The sequence below is a fragment of the Arthrobacter sp. MYb229 genome (assembly GCF_002975405.1).
GTDB lineage: Bacteria > Actinomycetota > Actinomycetes > Actinomycetales > Micrococcaceae > Glutamicibacter.
On the sequence record NZ_PCPS01000001.1, the window covers coordinates 239,083 to 258,233 of the forward strand.

Here is a 19,151-nt window from a genome sequence, read left to right on the forward strand (position 1 = left end):
GAAGTCATAGGCAAGCGGCCCGTCGCCGCCGGCGGAATTGCTGATCGGAGTAGGTAGGACGGCGTGGTGATCATCTGAATGGGGAGAAATTTCGGCCACCTCTGCATAAAGTAGTAGGCCCGAGGGCATACCAATATTTCGTCATCTTCTTCCACACTAATGCTGTCCACTAAGAATTAGGCATGAACGAGATACATGTTGGTAGTGCATTGTCGCGGTGTTTAACGCTCTAACGTTGTGTGCAGGACTTTTGAAAGGGTCGGATGATTCTCGAACGTGAAAACCGGCAGCTCTGCCATGGAATTAGTTTTTCGCAAAATGAGCCAGATCCAATGTTGCGCCTGCGCCGTGGCGATGACTGGATCAATGAACCGCTTCGCGAGAACCGATCGATCACGCTGAGCGTGGGGGAGACGAAGTTCTGTCTGGGATATGTGAGCATGCGTGCCGATGGTTCACGCAGCCTGCATCCCTGCCCGAAGCTCAAGGGACTGAACACCGGCACGCAATGCGATGGCTGCCGCCGTTTGGACCAGAGCAAATTCATGCACCAGTTCCACAAGACCGGAGAAGCGCCCGAGGGGCTGCGCAAATACCTGGAGCAACCGCATTTCCTGTACGTCGCAAGTTTCGCTCAAGGTGCTACCAAGGTCGGAACCACCTCGATGCAGAGCAAGTGGACGCGACTGGCGCAGCAAGGGGCGGTAGCCGCACGCTACGTCGCCCGGTCGGTAGATGGCGCAGCGATCCGCGTGTTGGAGGACCTTGTCACCGAGCATGTGGGTCTGAAGCAGCAGATTCGACAAAAATCCAAGGTTAAAGGGCTGACCTCGTGGGACATGGATGCCGCGAGTCTGGACGCTGCCAATGCATCGGCCGCGCGGCGCACGCAAACCTTCCTCGAATCGCAAGGGGACCTATCGGCCTATGGCGTGGAATTGATGGATCAGCGTTGGGAACAGCCCGCATTTGCGCGTGAGGTAATCCGCGCATGGGATGCCAAGTCCGTCCACCCATGGGCGGGAGCGGTTCCGGGAAGCGAACTGAATCTGCGCATTCGCGGGGTGCTTGGCCAGACGATTCTCGTGGACAGCGGCGCGGAGACGACTCTAAGATTGCTCGATGCCGCGGAACTGAAGACTCGCGTGGTGAGCGTGAAAGAGCAACGCGGTGAGTTCTTCGAGGAACAATCTCCATTGTTCTGAGTTTCACGCGCAATTTCGTTTCGCGCTGGGCACCGTGGCGCGCACCGTCAACTAAACTGGATGCCATGACCAACACTCCATGGGAAGCGGCCTCTCCGCGTTACAAGAAGCTTGTGTTCACCGCCATGGGTGTTATGGGCTTTGGGATTATTTTGGCAATCATCGGTGCGAACATTCCTTCGCTGCCGCTGGTCTACACCGCGATCTGCATTATGGTCGTTGGCATGCTGTGCCATATTGTGGCGCTGGCTGTCCGCGCCCGGGATACCCGCAACTGGCGCATCGCCAATGGACTGGCGACCCCGCGCGCCAAGAAGCAGAAGTAACAGAGCCACCAAAAGCTACTTAGCAACTCACAACGTGCAGGAGAACTAATGGGTATCAACCCTGACCTCGTGGGGCGTATCTACCCCGCCGGTGCGTCCTACCAGGTAGGACGCGAAAAGATTCGTGAATTCGCCACCGCAACCAAGGCAAGCTCGCCGGCGCATTTCGAGGTGAGCGCGGCCCGCGATCTGGGGTACGCGGATCTGGTTGCCCCGCCAACCTTCGCCATCATCATCGCGCAGCGTGCCGATGCCCAGCTCATCGCCGATCCGGCCTCGGGAATCGACTTCTCCCGCGTGGTGCATGCCGACCAGCGGTTCACCCACCACCGGCCGATCGTTGCCGGCGACGAACTGCTCGCCGAGCTCTACGTGGACCAGGTGCGCGAAATGGGGGCCGGGGCGATGATCACCACCCGCTCCGAGATCACCACCGTGGCCGGCGAGAAGGTCGCCACCACCACTTCATCGCTACTGGTACGAGCAGAGGACTAGGCCATGATCGAATTCTCCACCCTGGAAAAGGGACAAGTCATCGGCTCGAAGACGGTGAGCGTGAACCGGGGCGATCTGGTGCGCTATGCCGGCGCCTCGGGGGACTTCAACCCGATCCACTACAACGAGCGCTTCGCTAAGGAAGTTGGGCTCGACTCGGTGATCGCCCACGGCATGTTCACCATGGGTTCGGTCATCGAACTGGTCAGCGCGTGGGTGGGAAACCCCGGAGCGATCCTGGACTACCAGACCCGCTTCACCAAGCCGGTCATCGTCGAAGACCCGGCCGGGAGCAACCCGGGCGACGCGGCGGGCACCGCCATCGACATCGAAGGCAAGATCGGCGCGCTGGATGCCGAAGCCCGCACCGCGCGCGTGGACTTGACCGTATCGGCCAACGGAACCAAGGTGCTGATGAAGTGCCAGGCCGTGGTGCAGCTCTGAACAAGCACCCGGTAGGCGAAGCGCCCGGAGCGGTCATCGCCTGGCGCAATTCGCTGATGGCGGCCTACCTGGCCAGCGGCCTGCTGATCTCCGCTCTGGTTTCCCGGCTGCCGGCGGTGCGCGACGCGCTGGCGCTGGATCACGCGAATGTCGGCTTGCTGCTGCTCTGCCTCAGCGCCGGCTCCTTCCTGTCGGTAGCCCTCTCGGGGCAGGCCGTCCTGCGCGCCGGTGCCACCAACGTCATGCGCGTCGCGGCGAGCGTGGCGGGCAGCTCGCTGCTGCTGGTCGGGCTGGGCTCCGGGGCGTTGGGCTCCACCTGGCTGACCGGAGTATTTCTCTTCACCCAGGGGCTGGGGACCGCCGCGTGGAATGTGGCCTCCAATGTGCAGGGCGCGGCCATGGAACGGGCCCTGGGCAAAAGCATCATGCCCGCGCTGCACGGATTCTTCTCCATCGGCACCGTGCTCGGCGCCGGAATCGGTGCCGGCTCGGCCGCGCTGGCGCTGCCGGTGCAATACCACTACGGCGCGATGGGCCTGCTCATCGTGGGCACGGTGCTCTACAGCGCACGGTTCTTCGGCGAGGACTTCGCCAGGACCCCGCGCACGCACTCCGGGCCTTCGCTGAAGGCGGCCTGGCGGGAACCGCGCACGGTGCTGCTCGGCGTGCTGGTGCTGGGCATGGCCCTGGCCGAAGGGGCCGCCGGCGACTGGGTGGCCCTCGCCCTGGCCGACGGCTACCAGAGCAGCGCGGCGGTGGGCGCCATCGGCTACGGGGTGTTCGTGAGCACGATGACCTTGACCCGGTTGCTGTCCGGGGATCTGATCCTCCGGCTGGGCCGGGTGCGCATGATCCAGGCCAGCGCGATCGCCGCCCTGGCCGGCGTGCTGCTCTTCGCCTTCGGCGGCAGCCTGCCGCTGGCCTTCCTCGGCTTGGCCGTGTGGGGGATGGGCGTCGCGCTGACCTTCCCGCTGGCGATGAGCGCCGCCTCCGCGGATCCGCTGCATGCGGCCACCCGCGTCTCGGTGGTCTCCACCATCGGCTACGGCGCCTTCCTGGGCGGCCCGCCATTGCTGGGGCTGCTGGCCGGGGCGATCGGGCTGCTGCCGGCGCTGGGCAGCATCTCGATTCTGGTGGTGCTTGCCTTCTGCCTCTCCGCCAATATGGCAGGGTACCGCTCGGCCGAAGACCACTAGCACACGTAATTATCCGAAAGTAGGAGCATGCTGAAGAATTTGACGACATCGCAGGTCGGCGGCCCGGCCCAGTCGCTGCTGGTGGCCACCGCCGAGGACGAGCTGGTCGCGGCCATCGCGGCGGCCGACGCCGCCGGGCAGCGCGTGCTGCTCGTCGGCGGCGGCTCGAACCTGGTCATTTCCGATGCGGGATTCCCCGGGACCGCCATCCAGATCGCCACCCGCGGGGTGCGCGTGGAAGAGCAGAGCCCGCACACCGCGCTGCTGCGCGTGGCCGCCGGGGAGAACTGGGACGCCGTGGTTGAATTCAGCCTGGCCCAGGAACTGAGCGGGCTGGAGGCGCTCTCGGGCATCCCGGGCTGCGCCGGGGCCACCCCGGTGCAAAATGTGGGGGCCTACGGTGCCGACATATCGCAGACCCTTCAATGGGTGCGGCTCTACGACCGGGAAACCGGCGAGCGGCTCACCATGGACAAGGAGCAGCTGTCCTTCGGCTATCGCGACTCGCTGATCAAGCGCACGAGCGAGAACGGTTCGCCGCGCTACGTGGTGCTGGAAGTAGGCTTCGCACTGCGCCGCACGGAGGCCTCCGCGCCGATCCGCTATGCGGAATTGGCCCGGCGGCTCGGCGTGGAAGCCGGGGACAGCGCGCCGGCCGCAAAGGTGCGCCAGAGCGTGCTGGAGCTGCGGCGCTCCAAGGGCATGGTGTACGAGCCGAACGATCCCGACTCGCACTCCACCGGCTCCTTCTTCACCAACCCGATCCTGCCCGCCGAGGTGCTGAAGCGGCTACCGGCGGACGCACCGCACTACCCGGTGCCCGAGGCGGGGATGGTGAAGCTGTCTGCGGCCTGGCTGATCGACCGGGCGGGCTTCGCCAAGGGCTTCGGGCTTCAAGGCACCGCGGGCTACGAGCTGGCCGGCGGGCGCGCGGCCCTGTCCACCAAGCACACCCTGGCGATCACCAACCGGGGAGGGGCCAGCGCCGCGGATCTGCTGGCCATCGCCCGGGCGGTGCGCGCCGGGGTCCACGAGCGTTTTGGCATCATGCTGGTCAACGAGCCGCTGCTGATCGGCCTGGCGCTCTAGAGCGCGCAAAAAAGCCCCTTCGAGCCGATGGCTCGAAGGGGCTTTGCCATGTGCCTAGAGGCGGCCCTGGGCGATGGCCAGCATGCGGCGCAGCGGCTCCGCGGCGCCCCAGAGCAGCTGGTCGCCCACGGTGAAGGCGGAGATGTACTGCGGGCCCATTTCCAGCTTGCGGATGCGGCCCACCGGGATGTCCAGGGTGCCCGAGGCGGCGACCGGGGTCAGCGCGTCGACGGTGGCTTCCTTGGTGTTGGGCACGACCTTGGCCCACTCGTTGTCGGAGTCCAGCAGCGACTCGATCTCGGAGACCGCCAGGTCTTCCTTCAGCTTCAGGGTCAGCGCCTGCGAGTGCGAGCGCATCGCGCCGATGCGCACGCACAGCCCGTCCACCGCCACGTGCCGCTCTCCGCTGGTCTGCAGGATCTTATTGGTCTCGACCCCGGCCTTCCACTCTTCCTTGGACTGGCCGTTGCCCAGGTCCGCGTCGATCCACGGGATCAACGAGCCGGCCAGCGGCACGCCGAACTGGGTGGCGTCCAGCCCGCCGCGCTGCGCGGTCAGCACCTTGCGGTCGATCTCCAGGATCGCGGAGGCCGGGTCGTCCAGCTCGGAGGCGACGTGGGAGTTGATGTCGCCGAACTGGGTGAGCAGCTCGCGCATGTGCCGGGCGCCGCCGCCGGAAGCGGCCTGGTAGGTCATCGAGGTGCCCCATTCGACCAGGTTGTTCTTGAACAGCCCGCCGAGTCCCATGAGCATGCACGAGACGGTGCAGTTGCCGCCGACGAAGTCCTTGACCCCGGCGACGAGGGAATGATCGATCACGCTGCGGTTGACCGGGTCGAGCACGATCACCGAGTCCTCGTTCATGCGCAGCGTGGAGGCCGCATCGATCCAGAGCCCATCCCAGCCGGACTTGCGCAATTCGCTGTGGACCTTGGAGGTGTAGTCCCCGCCCTGCGCGGTGACGATAATGGGCAGCTTGGCCAGGGTTTCAAGATCGTAGGCGTCCTGCAGCGCCCCGGAGCCTTCGGCGAATGCCGGGGCGGCGCCGCCGGCGTTCGAGGTCGAGAAGAAGACCGGGTCGAGGTGCGCAAAATCGCCTTCGTCGAGCATGCGCTGCATCAGCACGGAGCCAACCATGCCGCGGTAACCAACAAATCCAACAGATGAAGTCATATCTCCATGGTAGGGCGCGCGGGCCATCTGGGCCGGGTTCGTTACAGCAGTTAAAGCAGAATCACACCCGAGGCCCAGCAGGGCTCGAGTGTGATTCGCGGAAGCCGAAGAGTTACTTTTCCTCCAGCAGCTTCTTGCGATTGTTGATGGCCCACATCGCGCCGAAGATGAACAGCTGGGTGGGGACCAGCAGCATGATCAGCCCGAAGACCTTGTTTCCGCTGAGCACCATGAAGAAGCCCAGGGCCGCCACCACCAGCGCCAGCAGGGGGAAGAGCATGTAGCCGAGGATGAACAGCGCCTCGGGGTGCGCCTTGAGCTCGCCAAGATATTTTTTCACGTCGGTTAGTCCTTTTCGCGGATCCAGGATTCGAAGCGGTAGCCGATACCGCTCTTTGAGCTATGCCAGGCCTCGGCCGGGTCGGCCGCGGAGAGCTTAAAATCTTCCGGGAGCGCCGGGGCCTTGGTATCGCCGGCCGGGCTCAGATCAAGCCGGGTGACCACCGCAACATCGAGCAGCTCCAGGGCCGCGGAGTAGAGCTGCCCGCCGCCGATGATCCAGATCTCTTCGCTGCCCGGGCTCTGCCGGGCGATATCCAGCGCTTCGCGCAGGCCGCCGGCCGGGATGCCGCCGTCGGCGCGGAGCTGATCCTGCTTGCGGGAGGTCAGCACGATATTGCTGCGCCCGGGCAGCGGGCGGAACTTGGCCGGGAAGGATTCCCAGGTGTTGCGTCCCATGATCACCGGGTGCCCGGCGGTGACGGCCTTGAAATGGGCCAGATCCTCGGGCACATGCCAGGGCATGGAGCCGGCGGCGCCGATGATCGAGTTGGTGCCCTGCGCCCAGATCGCGCCGATCAGCGGTGCCTGGCCGGTGGCGTGGCGTGGACTCATACGGCCACGGCCCCCTTGATGGTCGGGTGGTGCCGGTAGTCCCTGAGCACAAAGTCTTCCAGCGTGTAGTCGAAGAGCGAGGCCGGCTTGGACGCGAATTCCAGCTTCGGGTAGGGGTAGGGCTCGCGGCGCAGCTGCTCACGGACCTGTTCCAGGTGGTTGGTGTAGATGTGGGTGTCTCCGCCGGTCCAGATGAATTCGCCCGGTTCCAGATCCAGCTGCTGGGCGACCATCAAGGTCAGCAGCGCGTAGGAAGCGATGTTGAAGGGAACGCCGAGGAACATGTCGGCGCTGCGCTGGTAGAGCTGGCAGGAGAGCTTGCCCTCGGCGACGTAGAACTGGAAGAACACGTGGCAGGGAGGCAAGGCCATCTTCTGGATTTCGGCCACATTCCAGGCCGACACGAGGTGCCGGCGCGAATCGGGGTTGCTTTGCAGGGAATCCATGACCTGGGAGATCTGGTCGATATGCGCGCCGTCCGGGGTCGGCCAGCTGCGCCACTGCACCCCGTAGACCGGGCCGAGCTCGCCGTCTTCATCGGCCCATTCGTTCCAGATGCGCACACCCTGGTCCTGCAGCCATTTCACATTTGATTCACCGCGCAAAAACCAGAGCAGTTCCGCGGCAACCGACTTAAAATGCACCCGCTTGGTGGTGATCAGCGGGAAGGATTCGCTCAGGTCGAAGCGCAGCTGGCGGCCGAAAACGGAGCGCGTGCCGGTGCCGGTGCGGTCCTCTTTCGCGGCGCCATTGGCGAGCACGTCGGCCAGCAGGTCTTCGTATGGTGTGGCGATAGTCTGAGAAGTCACCGTTCCATCTTAGCTTTCCATGGCCCGATCGCACTAAAAGCGGTGCCGGCTCAGGCGAGCATATCGTGGTACTCCGGGTAGCGGGAGAGATAATCCTGCACATAGCTGCATTCGGGGACGATTGTGGCTCCCTCGGCGCGCAGCTCATCGAGCACCATGGTCACCAGCGCGCGGGCGTAGCCGCGGCGGCCGAACTCCTCGTTCACGATCGTATGCTGCAAGGTCACCTGCTGCCCCTCGCGGTGGTAGCCGATGAAGCCGACGAAGGTGGAGCCGTGCCATAGCGAGTAGCGTCCGCGCCCCGGGTCGTGGTCCATGCGCAAGCCCTGGTGCACGATCTTCTGCACCGGGTGTTCTGGCTGTTGGGCAGTCATGGCGGTTGCCTCCTCGCTGGTGACTTCTCTCACCTCTAGTCATAGTCCCATTTCGGGATAGATGCAACGACCGTGCACGAGTTAGTCGTGATAGGGCACGTGGATCTCCACGGACACGAACTGATGCTTCGCGCCGATGGCCTGCTGGGCCACGATCACGCCGCCCGGATCCAGGAACGGGTCCTGGGCCGGCAGCAGGGCCGCGACCTTCGCCGAAACCCGGGAGCGCAGGACCTCGATGATCAGCGGGAGCACCGGGCGGTGCGTGCAGATCACCTGCGAACGCGACTTGGCCACGAGCTTCTCGATGGCGCGTTGGGCCTTGTGCGGCTTGCGCTTGGCCTCGTGCTCGGTGATGGAGCGGATGGTTTTCAGCTTCAGCGCGTGCAGCACCAGGTACGGGGTCACCGTTTGCACGCAGCGCGTCCACGGGGAGGAAGCCACATGCTCCGGGCCCCACGCGTCGAGCATGCGCGCCACCGCCTGCGCCTGCCGGCGGCCGGTGGCCGCCAGCGGGCGTTCGCCCTCGGCGCGTGTCCACTTGCCGCGCGGCTTGGCCTTGGCATGGCGCAGGATGATGAAGGCCAGGCTCTCCAGGCGCTGCTTCTGGTGGGCCTTGAGCAGATCCTCGAGCGGGGCGAGATCCGAGGGGTTGGTCAGCAGCGCCGCGGCCTCGGCCGCCGCGACCCAGCGCAGCTCATCGCATTCGACGCCGTCGGGCTCCGCCTGCAGCGCAGGGTCCACCTTGGCCGCCCAGTAGTAGACGACCTTGGTTTTGCCCTTGACCGAATAGGCGGTGGCCGCCAGCGGGATGCCGAGGTTCAGCCGCAGGCCGACCTCTTCGCGCAGCTCGCGGATGGCGCATTCGGGGATCGACTCGCCGGAGTCGAGCTTGCCCTTGGGCCAGGACCAATCGTCATAGCGCGGGCGGTGGATCAGCAGCACGTGCAGTTCGCCGTCGCGCAGCTGCCAGGGGATCGCTCCGGCGGCGACCACATCGAATTCGCCCAGGCGGATCTCTTCGGCATCGCTTGAGCGCTGTAGTTCGCACAGCTGCAGACGTGAATGCTGGGACTGGGAAGCGGTCACTAGTTGTGCAGTCCGCTCTGCCGGCGCCGGGTGTGCTCTTCGGTGAGCCAGAACTGGATGTCGGTGAGCGCCTTGCCCTCGGCATCCTGGTGGTGGCGGGTCCACGCGCCATCGGAGCCCAGATGCCAGCTCATGGTTGAATCGTCCATATAGCGCCCCAGCAGGTCGGTGAGGGAGTCGATGTCCTCCTGGGCGTGCAGCGAAACGAGCGCCTCCACGCGGCGGTCCAGGTTCCGGTGCATCATATCGGCGCTGCCGATGTAGACCAGCGGGTCGCCGGCATTGCCGAAGAAGAACACGCGGCTGTGCTCCAGGAAGCGGCCGAGGATCGAGCGGACGCGGATGTTCTCGCTCAGGCCCGGCAGCTGCGGGCGCAGCGCGCAAATGCCGCGGACGATCACATCCACCTTCACCCCGGCCTGGCTGGCCCGGTACAGGGCATCGATAATGGCCTCGTCGACCATCGAATTCACCTTGATGCAGACGTAGGCGGCGACCCCGTTTCGCGCGTTGGCGATTTCCTTCTCGATCAGCTCCAGCAGCCCGGTGCGCACCGTGCGCGGGGCCACCAGCAGCCGGTGGTAGGTGGACCGCGGCGCGTAGCCCGAGAGCTGGTTGAACAGCCGCGAAACATCTTCGCCTACGGCTTCGTCGCAGGTCAGCAAGCCAAAGTCTTCGTAGTAGCGGGCGGTGCGCGGGTGGTAGTTGCCGGTGCCGATATGGCAGTAGCGGCGCAGCTTGTCGCCTTCCTTGCGCACCACCAGGGAGAGCTTCGAGTGGGTTTTCAGGCCCACGATGCCGTAGACCACGTGCACCCCGGCCTGCTCCAGCTTGCGCGCCCAGGTGATGTTCGCCTGCTCGTCGAAGCGCGCCTTGATCTCCACCAGCGCCAGCACCTGCTTGCCGGCCTCGGCCGCGTCGATCAGCGCGTCGACGATCGGGGAGTCCCCGGAGGTGCGGTACAGCGTCTGCTTGATCGCCATCACCTTCGGGTCCGCGGCGGCCTGCTCCAAAAACGCCTGCACGGAGGTGGAGAAGGAATCGTAGGGGTGGTGCAGCAGGATGTCGCGCCGGCGCACCGCGCCGAAGACATTCGCGGCCTTCGCGGTCTCCGATTCGTTCAGGAACCTGGAGGTGTGGCCCACATGCTTGGTGTAGTGCAGCTCGGTGCGGTCCAGCGCGGCGATGACGCCCAGCCCGCGCAGATCCAGCGGGGCCGGCAGCCGGAAGACCTCGTCTTCCTCGATATTCAGCTCGCGCACCAGCAGTTCGAGCACCTGCGGGTCAATGTCGTCGGCGACCTCCAGGCGCACCGGCGGGCCGAAGCGGCGGCGCAGCAATTCCTTCTCCAGGGCCTGGAGCAGATTCTCGGCGTCGTCCTCTTCGACCTCCAGGTCCTCATTGCGGGTGACGCGGAAGAAGTGGTGCTCGACGATTTCCATGCCCGGGAACAGCAGGTCCAGGTGCACGGCGATCAGCGCTTCGAGCGGGATGAACCGGGCGGTGCGCTGCGAGGAGTGCGCCGCCTTGGCTCCGTCGATGCCGACCAGCCGGGCGATGGTATCGGGCACCTTGAGCCGGGCGAAGAGCTCCTTGCCGGTCAGCGGGTTGCGGACCACCACCGCGAGGTTCAGCGACAGCCCGGAGATGTAGGGGAAGGGGTGCGCGGGGTCGACCGCCAGCGGGGTGAGCACCGGGAACACCTGGGAAACGAACCAGGAGGAGAGGTGCTGGCGCTCGGATTCGCCGAGTTCATCCCAGCGGGTAATCCGGATGCCTTCCTCCGCGAGGGCCGGGCGGACCTGCTCGGAAAAGACCAGGGCATGCCGGGTCTGCAGCTCGTGGGCCGAATTGAGCAGCAGTTCGAGCTGGTCGACCGGGTTCATCCCGTTGGCTGCGGGCACCGCCAGGCCGGTGGCGATGCGGCGCTTGAGCCCGGCCACGCGCACCATGAAGAACTCGTCGAGGTTCGAGCCGAAAATTGAGAGGAAGTTCACCCGCTCCAGCAGCGGGAGATCCTTGTCTTCGGCGAGTTCCAGAACGCGCGCATTGAAGTGCAGCCAGGACAATTCCCGATCCAGGAATCGTTCGTTGTTGAATCCACCCTCGGGATGCCGGGCCGGCGATTTGATGGCCGGCTCGATGCGGTCTTCGTTCATCTTCGACGCTGGCACATCACGTAACTGTGAGGCCGGCTGCTTCGGGGTGGTAGTCATCTACTGAACTCGCTTCTTTCTGCAAGTGGAAACCTAGTTGCACCTCATTGCGCTGGCCAGAGGCTCTGCTCTGCCCGGTACCCTACGATTCTATCGGCTGCGGGCCGTACATGATGTCGGTGTCCCAGAGTGTGAAGCCCAGCGAACGGTACAGGCTGACCGCCGCCTGGTTCTCGGCGTCAACGTAGAGCAAGACGGCGCCCACTCCCATTTCCAGCAGGTAGTTCACGCCGAGGGCGGTGAGCACGCGGCCCAGGCCCAGGCCCTGGGCTTCGGGGACCACGCCGACCACGTAGACCTCGCCCAGCGGGCGGACCGAATCCCCGGTGGCCGGGTGGATCTTGGTCCAGTGGAAGGCGATGACCTGCTCCGCGGCGTCGAAAGCCAAGAAGAAGCCCGCAGGATCAAACCAGGATTCGGCCATGCGCGAGTCCAAATCCGCCAGCGTGAGCGAACCCTGCTCCGGATGGTCCGCGAATGCCGCCGCGTTGGCGGCCAACCAGGCAGGCTCGTCCTCGCCCACCCGGAAGGTGCGGACGCTGCTGCCGCGGTCCAGCTGCGGAACTTCCAGCGCCTCGGGGCTTTCGCGGCGCAGCTTATGGAGTTCGCGCACGGTGGCCAGACCGATTGCCTCGGCCAGCTTCTTGGCCGCGGGATGCCCGCCGTGGGCCCACGCCTGAATGCGGCTCAGTTCCAGCTCTTCGCCGAGGCGCTGCACGAGAGCCGAGGCGATGCCTTGCTGGCGATGCTGCGGGTGCACCACGAGTTCGACCACCCAGGAATCGGCCTCCGGATCACGCACCGCGGCCACCACGCCGACCAGCGTGGACTCTCCGGGGTCCGCCTGCTGCTCGGCGCGCAGCGAGAAGACCTTGTCCGAGAATTCCTCGGAGCCAAGGGCGACCAGGGTCTGGTCGCTCAGCGGCGGGTTGCCGTCGTGTTCCTGAGCTGCGGCGGCAAGCTTGCGTACCTCAGCAAGTTCGCGTTCTTCCAGCTCACCTTGTGTTTTCTCGATGGACAAAGTAGTTTGTGGCAGTTCGCTCATACCTTCACCTTAGCCGGTGATTCCGTGCAGCTACCAGTGGCGGGAGAAACTTAAACTTCGGTGTAGAAGCGGTAGCCGACATTTCGCACGGTGCCGATCAGCTGCTCATGATCGGTGCCGAGTTTGGCGCGCAAGCGACGCACGTGAACGTCGACGGTGCGGGTACCGCCGTAGTAGTCGTAGCCCCACACTTCGTGGAGCAGCTGCTCGCGGGTGAAGACGCGTCCGGGGAACTGCGAGAGGTACTTGAGCAGCTCAAATTCCTTGTAGGTCAGATCCAGCATGCGGCGGTCGATCCGCGCGGTGTAGCTCAGCTCATCGATGGTCAGCCCGGAGGTATTCTCCTGGACCACCACCTCCGGTGCGGCCGAAAGGATCAGCCGGATCCGGGCCTCGAGCTCCCCGGGGACCGCGGTAGGCAAAATGAAGTCGGAAGCATGCCAAGCGGAATTCAGAACGCCCAGGCCACCCTCGCCAATGACCAGCAACAACGGTAAATTGACGGTAGAGTGGATGGTTTGCGCCAGGGCTCGCGCGGCAATCAGCTCGGTGCGCGCGTCGAGAATGACCGCTTCGGCGTCGCCGATTTGGCTCAGCGCCTCGGTGTTGGCCGGCAAGCAGCGGTTCTCGTGAAGCAGCAGTTCCAGCGCCGGAAGCACCTCGGCACCGGTGCTTGCATTATTACTCAGGAGCAGTAGGTGCGCCATGATGGAGTTCCTCCTGCCAGTGGTGTGCGAAAAAATCGTTTTTACGTGTCACAGTATAAAGAAAGAATCACTCAAAGTGCGCATGTGAACGAGCAAGTGCCCGGACTATTACCGATGGGAAATTTAGTTTGCGAATCAAGGTACTGATTAGTGGGCTGCTCGCCGCGGCCCTGTTGGCTGGCGCCGCCAGCCTCAGTTCGCTGAACTTTGCGATGGCGGCGGTCGCCGTGGTGCTGCAGCTAGTTTTCGCCTATACCTGGCCGCGGATGACGCGTTCGGAGACTCCCTGGACGATCAGCATCATCCTCGCGATCGCCGCCCTGGCCTCCACCGCGGCGACGCTCTTCATGCCGGGGGCCACGCAGACCTCGCATAGCGTCGAGGTCATTGCCGCCGGGGTGCTGATGATTTTCATTACGCAGGTCATGCGCGGCTCCACCGCCGATGGGCGGCTAGCCGGAGTGGTTTCGGGGATCACCGGTTTGGCCATCGTGGCGCAAGGCTCGGGATGGGCCGCCATGGGCCTCGGCGAGGGGGCGCTGGGGGTCACCGTCTTCACCCTCATCGCGCTCGTTGGCGCCGGGGCGATCGCCATTACCCGGTTGCCGGACCGGATTACCTTCGTGCTGGCCCCCTTGATCGGCGGGGCGCTCGGCGCGGCGGCCAGCGCGTTGACCTTCGGTCCCACCTGGTACCAGGCGCTGACCATCGGGGTGCTGGCGGGGCTGCTGGTGGGCAGCCTGCGTGCGTTGGCCTTGTCCACCCGCAGCATCCGCACGCTCTCCGGTGTGCTCGCCCTGGCTAGCGGGATCCTGATCCTGGCCGGAGCGATGAGCTGGTACGTGATGGCCCTGCTGAGCTAATCACGAAATGTGATGCCTGCTTCGTCACGAGTGTCGGAAATACCGAAGTGCTCGGGCTAAGATGTAGGCATGAATGAAAATTACCTTGCACTCGAAATTTTCTTCCTCGCCTTGCTGACCATTGCAGGTCTGGGCATGGCCGGATTCGCCGGACTTGTAGTAAAGCGTCTCTTCAAGGGGCAGAAGTAGAAGCAGCGCACACAAAAACGTGTGCGCTGTTTCCATTTAACCGGGCAACTTAGGAGCAGCTAGTCTATGGCTTTTGACATTCCCACGGACCTCATGCCGGAACTCGTGCCCTTCTCGTGGCTCATCGGCAGCTGGGAAGGAAGCGGGCGCCTCGGCGACGGGGAGGATGCGGACCCGCACTTTTGGCAGCAGGTCACCTTCCGCGAGGTCGGCGCCCCGTATCTGGAATACCGCAGCGAAGCGTGGCTCACCGAAGCCGACGGCACCAAGCTGCGGATCCTGGCCGTTGAAAACGGCTTCTGGTCGCTGGACCGTGAGCAGCAGGATGCAGACGCGGGCCCAGGAATGACCCCGGGAGAGATCTTCCCGGCCTTGCGCTCGGCCGACGACGTGCAGCAGCTGCACACCGCAGAGGGCTTCAAAATTCAGGCGCAGATCCTGCAGCCTGGCGGGATCAGCGAACTTTACTACGGGCTGATCGACGGTCCGCGGATGCATCTGGCCACCGAAGCGTTGTTGCGCAGCAAGAACGCGAAGCAGTACGCCTCCTCGACCCGGATGTACGGGCTTGTCGGCGGAGATCTATTTTGGCGTTGGGATGTGTCCTTGGGCAATCAAGATCTCAAGGCTCATGCCTCAGCCGCGCTGAAACGTGTTACTACAGAGGCGATGGATTCCTGACATGAGCGAAAATCAATATCGTTCGGTGCTGCTGGATCGTGCGGCAGCAATCGAGGCATCCGGGGCAGATGCCGGCGTGGCAGCGCATTATGGCGCGCCCACCCGCGAGGCCCGCAAGCTATTCCAAGGCCAGGCGATTGCCGACCTGAGCCACCTTGACGTGCTGGAACTGCGTGGCGAGGACCGGCAGAGCTGGTTGAACACGCTCAGCAGCCAGTCGCTCACCGGGCTGAAGCCGGGGGCCTCCAGCCAGGCGCTGCTGCTTTCGGTTCAGGGGCGTATCGAGCACGAGATGAAGGTGCTCATCGACACCGATCGGGTGCTGCTGATCGTCGAGCAGGGCCGCGCCGAGCCGCTGCAGAAATTCCTCGAATCGATGCGGTTCATGCTGCGGGTGGAACTGGCAAACCTTTCGAGCACCCATGGCGTGCTCGGCGCGGTGCGCGAGATTCCCAGCTGCAACGAGCTGGTGTGGCGCAATCCGTGGCCGCAGGTCAGCGCCGGGGGATGGGCCTATTCACGCGAGGACCACCCGGGTCTGGAACGACCGTGGTTCTTGCATGTTGTTGAACTTGAGCGCTTGGAAGAAGCCGTCGGCGAGGAAGAGCTTGCCGGGAGCATGGCGGTCGAGTCCCTGCGCATCGCCGCCTGGGAGCCGCGCTTCGGTTTCGAGAATGATGACAAGACCATCCCGCATGAACTGGATTGGCTGCGCACCGCGGTGCACATGGACAAGGGCTGCTACAAGGGGCAGGAAACCGTTGCCCGCGTGCACAACATCGGCCACCCGCCGCGTCGCCTGGTGTTCCTCGACCTCGACGGGTCGATGCACACCTTGCCGGCCGCCGGTTCGGAGATCAAGCTCGGTGAGCGCACCGTCGGCAAGCTGACCTCGGCCTCCCTGCACTATGAAGCCGGACCGATCGCGCTGGGCGTGATCAAACGCAATGTGGACCCCGAAGCGGTGCTGAGCGTCGTGGACGGCGAGAGTGTCTACCCGGCCGCGCAAGAGGTCATCGTGGCCACGGACGCCGGACAGACCGCGGGCCGGTTCACCGGTTTCCTGCGGACCCCGCCCCCGGCCTGAGCAGCTTAACGCAATAGCGGTCCGGCACCTCCCGCGGGAGGTGCCGGACCGCTGTTGCTTTGCCGGTGCGGAATTTAGCCGAAGAGGATCCGGGCCTCGTTGTAGCGGTCCATCGGAACCCGCTTGAGGTTGTTCAGCGCCGCGCGCAGCGGGACGCGGTTGACCTTGGTGCCGTGGATCGCGACCATGGTGCCCCAGGCCGAATCGGCGACCGAATTCACCGCGGCCATGCCAAGCCGCGTGGCCAGCACGCGGTCGAACGCGGTGGGCACGCCGCCGCGCTGGATATGGCCCAGCACGGTGGCGCGGGTTTCGAGGCCGGTTTGCTCCTCGATCAGCGGGGCGAGCATTTCGCTGATTCCACCGAGCCGCGCCCGGCCGAAGGTATCCACCCCACGCACCGAGAACGCCTCGTCCAGGCCCTCGGGGACGAACCCCTCGGAGACCACGACCAATGGTGCACGGCCACGCTCGTGGGCTTCGCGCACCCACTGGTAGATCTCTTCCATGGTGGTGGAAACCTCGGGGATGAGGATCGCATGGGCGCCGGAGGCCATGCCGGCGTGCATGGCGATCCAGCCGACGTGCCGGCCCATGACCTCGGCGATCATGCAGCGATGGTGCGAGTCCCCGGTAGTGCGCAGCCGGTCGATGGCCTCCACGGCGATCTGGTTTGCGGTGTCGAAACCGAAGGTGTAGTCGGTGGCGTCCAGGTCGTTGTCGATGGTCTTCGGGACGCCAACCACCGGCAGCCCGGCCTCGCACAGGCGCTGCGCGCCGGCGAGGGTCCCCTCGCCGCCGATCGCGATCAAGGCGTCGACATTGTTCTTCTCCAGCGTGGCGGCGATATGCTCGGCTCCGCCATTTTCTCCCTCGAACGCGTTGGTGCGCGAGGTGCCTAGAATGGTTCCGCCCTGTTTGGCGATACCGCGGACGGCGGTCCGGGGAAGCTCGAAGAAGTCGCCTTCCTTGACTCCCTTCCAGCCGTCGCGGAAGCCAACAAATTCGTAGTCATAGCTTTTGATGCCATTGAGCACCGCACCGCGGATCACCGCGTTCAATCCCGGGCAGTCGCCTCCCGAAGTCATGATTCCAATGCGCATTTACCCTCACTTAGTAAGTAGGGAAGACTTCGGATACACGACGGGTTCCTTGCTGAATGCTGCTGCGGAGCGGGCCGGGTATCCGAGGAAAACCCTTCGGACTTCATTCGATTCCGCGCACCATTGAGCATCGAGTTCTCTAAGATTCTACGTGGTTAAAACCACAAGAGCGAGTTGTTTGCCACCTGAGGTAGCGAACAACCCGCTCTGTTTCGGAGATACTCCGGGGGATTAGAACTTGCGCAGCAGTTTCTGCAGCACGATGCTGTCATCCTGGGCCGGAATCAGCAGCCAGGCCACGATGTACGCGCCGATGCCGATGACCGGCAGGAGGAAGGAGAGCAGCAGCCCGATGCGGACCAAGGTGACATCCCAGCCGAACTTATCCGCGATGCCGCCGGCGATCCCGGCAACCATGCGCGAGGGGCCGCGGCGCAGCGGGATCGAACGGATCTGGTTGAAGAAGGTATCCATGAGTGCTCCTAAAAAAGGTGGGTGCTAGTCGTTGTGGGAAGGTAGTTCGGTGTTCTTGCCGCTGGCCTTGCGTGCCGAGGAGATGCCCGCGAAGATCATCCCCACCCCGGCCAGGGCAACCAGCGCGATGAAGAACAACGGGGTGTCGAAGTGCCAGCTGAATAGGGTTCGGCTGAGCGTCGCAAGCGCGACCACGACGAGGATCAGGCCAAACACCAAGGTGCCGGCAGGAAATTTTGCTTCGGTTTGCTGATCAGAATTCATGCTGTCCGCTCCTTAGAACGTTGGGTTGGAGGCGCCGGTTCCATCGCTTGAGTACTCGGGATCGTATCCAGAGAATACGCCATTGATCACGACCGTGAGCGTGGGGGCATCTGCGGCGAAGCCGCCCGCCGGCTGCGAATTGTTTTCGTTGAGCGAGGAGAGGAACAGCCCGTCGGCCTGGATCTGCACCGGAATGTTCGTGGGCAGTTCGAGATCCACCTTGGAGAAGACCGAGGAGACCTCCACCGTCGTCGGCTCGGTGATCGTGGACAGGTGGCGCAGGTCCACCGTCGACTTGCTGAACACCGAGCTGTACTGGTTCGAATCCGTGGCCACGCCGACCGTTTCGCCCTGCATGCCGCGGAAATCGTTGCCACCGAAGATCACCGTGAGTACCAGCAATGGAATGGCCAGCCCGAGCAGCCCGCCGCTGGTGCGGTGCGCGAGGGAGACGAAGACCAGCGCCAAGCCGACCACGAACAAGCCGATGGCAAATGCCGTGCCCCACCCGTTGCCCGGCAGCGCGATCGCCCCGAGGTAATCCGCGGCGAGCACCAACGCCACCGTCAGGATGGTGACGCCGACGATGATGGTGGCAACCCAGCCGGGAACCGGGGGAGCATTGCGCAGCTTTTTATTCGCCTTGGCGAAATGTGGATCCAGCTGCGGCCCGTGGTCCTGCGGGATATGGCCGAAGCCGCGAGGTTCGGGGTCCATGGAGTCCTCCTCGGAGTCTGCGTTGCTCTTGTCGGTGTGCGGGTGCGTGGTTTCTGGATTGCGCAGCGGCTTCGTAGCCGGTGGGAACTGTTCGGGATAAACGGGTGCCTGCGTGCTGAAGGACTGGGCACGCTGCGCGCGCCAAGGCTTTTCAACGACGGAGCCGGGTGCCGGGTCGCTGGGCTTCGGCGTGCGGCGGGGTTTGGAGGTGCCGGCAAACTTGGTGTCGCGTCGGCTGAAGATCACGAAGAGGATTCCGGCGATCACCAGCAGCGGCCACAGAATCGGGGCCACGGTGCTGAGCAGCCAGGGGGCGAGGAAGAAGCCGATGAGCAAAAATACCAGGGCTCCGGTGAGCGCGCTGGTCCAGTCCTTGCCGTGCACCGCCCGCTCCAAGGGGATCGTGCCCTTGGGGCCGGGCAAGAGCCCCCAAGCCAGCCCGTAAACCAGGAAGCCGGTTCCGCCGAGCAAACTCAACGCGACGAATACCCCGCGCACCAGCACGACATCGATGTTGAATCGCTGTGCGATGCCCGCCGCAACGCCGCCCAGCCACTGGGAATCTTGCCGTTCGATGCCAATTTTGCGTAATTGGTCGAAAACGTTGCTGCGCGGAGAGTTCTCGTTGTCCATGCTTAAATCTTCTCCCGGGGGCGGGCTTAGCGCTATGAGGGGCTACCCTGATTCTTCCCTAGGGGCCGCCCTGACTTC

At 64.5% G+C, this 19,151-nt stretch carries 22 protein-coding genes; 9 read left to right on the top strand and 13 right to left on the bottom strand.

The features are described from left to right. The first annotated feature begins 332 nt into the window (after positions 1–332). The 6 genes from CQ019_RS01100 to CQ019_RS01125 all read left to right on the top strand — a co-directional run bounded on the left by CQ019_RS01100 (position 333) and on the right by CQ019_RS01125 (position 4,755). Entirely contained in the window at positions 333–1,205 is an 873-nt protein-coding gene (locus tag CQ019_RS01100) for a DUF2797 domain-containing protein (RefSeq protein WP_105568735.1), read from the top strand. Between the two features lie 65 nt (positions 1,206–1,270). Continuing rightward, complete coding sequence (locus tag CQ019_RS01105; protein WP_096283766.1) at positions 1,271–1,531, top strand: hypothetical protein; 261 nt, start codon at positions 1,271–1,273, stop codon at positions 1,529–1,531. Between the two features lie 48 nt (positions 1,532–1,579). Then, positions 1,580–2,026 (top strand): MaoC family dehydratase N-terminal domain-containing protein, encoded by a 447-nt coding sequence (locus tag CQ019_RS01110; RefSeq protein ID WP_105553165.1) that lies wholly within the window; start codon positions 1,580–1,582, stop codon positions 2,024–2,026. Between the two features lie 3 nt (positions 2,027–2,029). Continuing rightward, positions 2,030–2,470 carry a MaoC family dehydratase gene (locus CQ019_RS01115; RefSeq protein WP_105553164.1) on the top strand — a complete coding sequence of 147 codons (441 nt, stop codon included), beginning with the start codon at positions 2,030–2,032 and terminating at the stop codon, positions 2,468–2,470. Further along, positions 2,446–3,666 (top strand): MFS transporter, encoded by a 1,221-nt coding sequence (locus tag CQ019_RS01120; RefSeq protein WP_258133806.1) that lies wholly within the window; start codon positions 2,446–2,448, stop codon positions 3,664–3,666. The genes CQ019_RS01115 and CQ019_RS01120 overlap by 25 nt, the downstream gene beginning before the upstream one ends. A 27-nt stretch (positions 3,667–3,693) precedes the next feature. Then, positions 3,694–4,755, top strand: a complete 1,062-nt coding sequence (locus CQ019_RS01125; RefSeq protein ID WP_105568736.1) for a UDP-N-acetylmuramate dehydrogenase — start codon at positions 3,694–3,696, stop codon at positions 4,753–4,755. A 54-nt stretch (positions 4,756–4,809) separates the two neighbouring features. On the opposite strand, the gene asd is transcribed toward CQ019_RS01125, so the two are convergent. From asd to CQ019_RS01170, 9 genes are all read right to left on the bottom strand, one after another. Next, entirely contained in the window at positions 4,810–5,928 is a 1,119-nt protein-coding gene (gene asd / locus CQ019_RS01130; RefSeq protein ID WP_105553162.1) for an aspartate-semialdehyde dehydrogenase, read from the bottom strand. A gap of 112 nt (positions 5,929–6,040) precedes the next feature. Further along, positions 6,041–6,268: an NF038396 family protein gene (locus CQ019_RS01135; RefSeq protein ID WP_096283756.1), complete on the bottom strand. Its 228-nt coding sequence runs from the start codon at positions 6,266–6,268 to the stop codon at positions 6,041–6,043. 5 nt (positions 6,269–6,273) lie between these two features. Continuing rightward, entirely contained in the window at positions 6,274–6,822 is a 549-nt protein-coding gene (locus CQ019_RS01140; protein WP_105568737.1) for a dihydrofolate reductase, read from the bottom strand. Then, a complete protein-coding gene (locus CQ019_RS01145; RefSeq protein ID WP_105568738.1) occupies positions 6,819–7,631 on the bottom strand; it encodes a thymidylate synthase in 813 nt (270 codons plus the stop codon). The genes CQ019_RS01140 and CQ019_RS01145 overlap by 4 nt, the downstream gene beginning before the upstream one ends. A gap of 50 nt (positions 7,632–7,681) precedes the next feature. After that, a complete protein-coding gene (locus CQ019_RS01150) occupies positions 7,682–8,005 on the bottom strand; it encodes a GNAT family N-acetyltransferase (RefSeq protein ID WP_105568739.1) in 324 nt (107 codons plus the stop codon). An 81-nt stretch (positions 8,006–8,086) separates the two neighbouring features. Further along, positions 8,087–9,094, bottom strand: a complete 1,008-nt coding sequence (locus tag CQ019_RS01155) for an NUDIX hydrolase (protein WP_105568740.1) — start codon at positions 9,092–9,094, stop codon at positions 8,087–8,089. Next, complete coding sequence (locus tag CQ019_RS01160) at positions 9,094–11,310, bottom strand: RNA degradosome polyphosphate kinase (protein ID WP_105553157.1); 2,217 nt, start codon at positions 11,308–11,310, stop codon at positions 9,094–9,096. The genes CQ019_RS01155 and CQ019_RS01160 overlap by 1 nt, the downstream gene beginning before the upstream one ends. An 82-nt stretch (positions 11,311–11,392) precedes the next feature. After that, positions 11,393–12,355 carry a mycothiol synthase gene (gene mshD, locus CQ019_RS01165; protein WP_105553156.1) on the bottom strand — a complete coding sequence of 321 codons (963 nt, stop codon included), beginning with the start codon at positions 12,353–12,355 and terminating at the stop codon, positions 11,393–11,395. Positions 12,356–12,405: 50 nt separating this feature from the next. Next, positions 12,406–13,062, bottom strand: coding sequence for a response regulator transcription factor (locus tag CQ019_RS01170; RefSeq protein ID WP_105553155.1), 657 nt, complete (start codon positions 13,060–13,062; stop codon positions 12,406–12,408). Positions 13,063–13,190: 128 nt separating this feature from the next. On the opposite strand from CQ019_RS01170, the gene CQ019_RS01175 reads away from it, so the two are divergent. The 3 genes from CQ019_RS01175 (at position 13,191) to CQ019_RS01185 (ending at position 15,882) form a co-directional block, all read left to right on the top strand. Next, complete coding sequence (locus CQ019_RS01175; RefSeq protein ID WP_105553154.1) at positions 13,191–13,925, top strand: hypothetical protein; 735 nt, start codon at positions 13,191–13,193, stop codon at positions 13,923–13,925. A 255-nt stretch (positions 13,926–14,180) separates the two neighbouring features. Beyond that, positions 14,181–14,795: an FABP family protein gene (locus CQ019_RS01180; protein ID WP_105568741.1), complete on the top strand. Its 615-nt coding sequence runs from the start codon at positions 14,181–14,183 to the stop codon at positions 14,793–14,795. 1 nt (position 14,796) lies between these two features. Beyond that, the gene (locus CQ019_RS01185) at positions 14,797–15,882 is read left to right on the top strand and encodes a folate-binding protein YgfZ (protein WP_181148212.1); all 1,086 of its coding nucleotides are present in this window, start codon (positions 14,797–14,799) and stop codon (positions 15,880–15,882) included. Positions 15,883–15,956: 74 nt separating this feature from the next. Here CQ019_RS01185 and CQ019_RS01190 read toward each other — a convergent pair whose 3' ends face one another. From CQ019_RS01190 to CQ019_RS01205, 4 genes are all read right to left on the bottom strand, one after another. Continuing rightward, complete coding sequence (locus CQ019_RS01190) at positions 15,957–16,985, bottom strand: 6-phosphofructokinase (protein WP_105553152.1); 1,029 nt, start codon at positions 16,983–16,985, stop codon at positions 15,957–15,959. 231 nt (positions 16,986–17,216) lie between these two features. Next, positions 17,217–17,459, bottom strand: a complete 243-nt coding sequence (locus CQ019_RS01195; protein ID WP_096283732.1) for a PspC domain-containing protein — start codon at positions 17,457–17,459, stop codon at positions 17,217–17,219. Positions 17,460–17,483: 24 nt separating this feature from the next. After that, a complete protein-coding gene (locus tag CQ019_RS01200) occupies positions 17,484–17,723 on the bottom strand; it encodes a hypothetical protein (protein ID WP_105553151.1) in 240 nt (79 codons plus the stop codon). A gap of 12 nt (positions 17,724–17,735) precedes the next feature. Then, positions 17,736–19,073, bottom strand: a complete 1,338-nt coding sequence (locus CQ019_RS01205; RefSeq protein ID WP_105553150.1) for a PspC domain-containing protein — start codon at positions 19,071–19,073, stop codon at positions 17,736–17,738. Between the last annotated feature and the right edge of the window lie 78 nt (positions 19,074–19,151).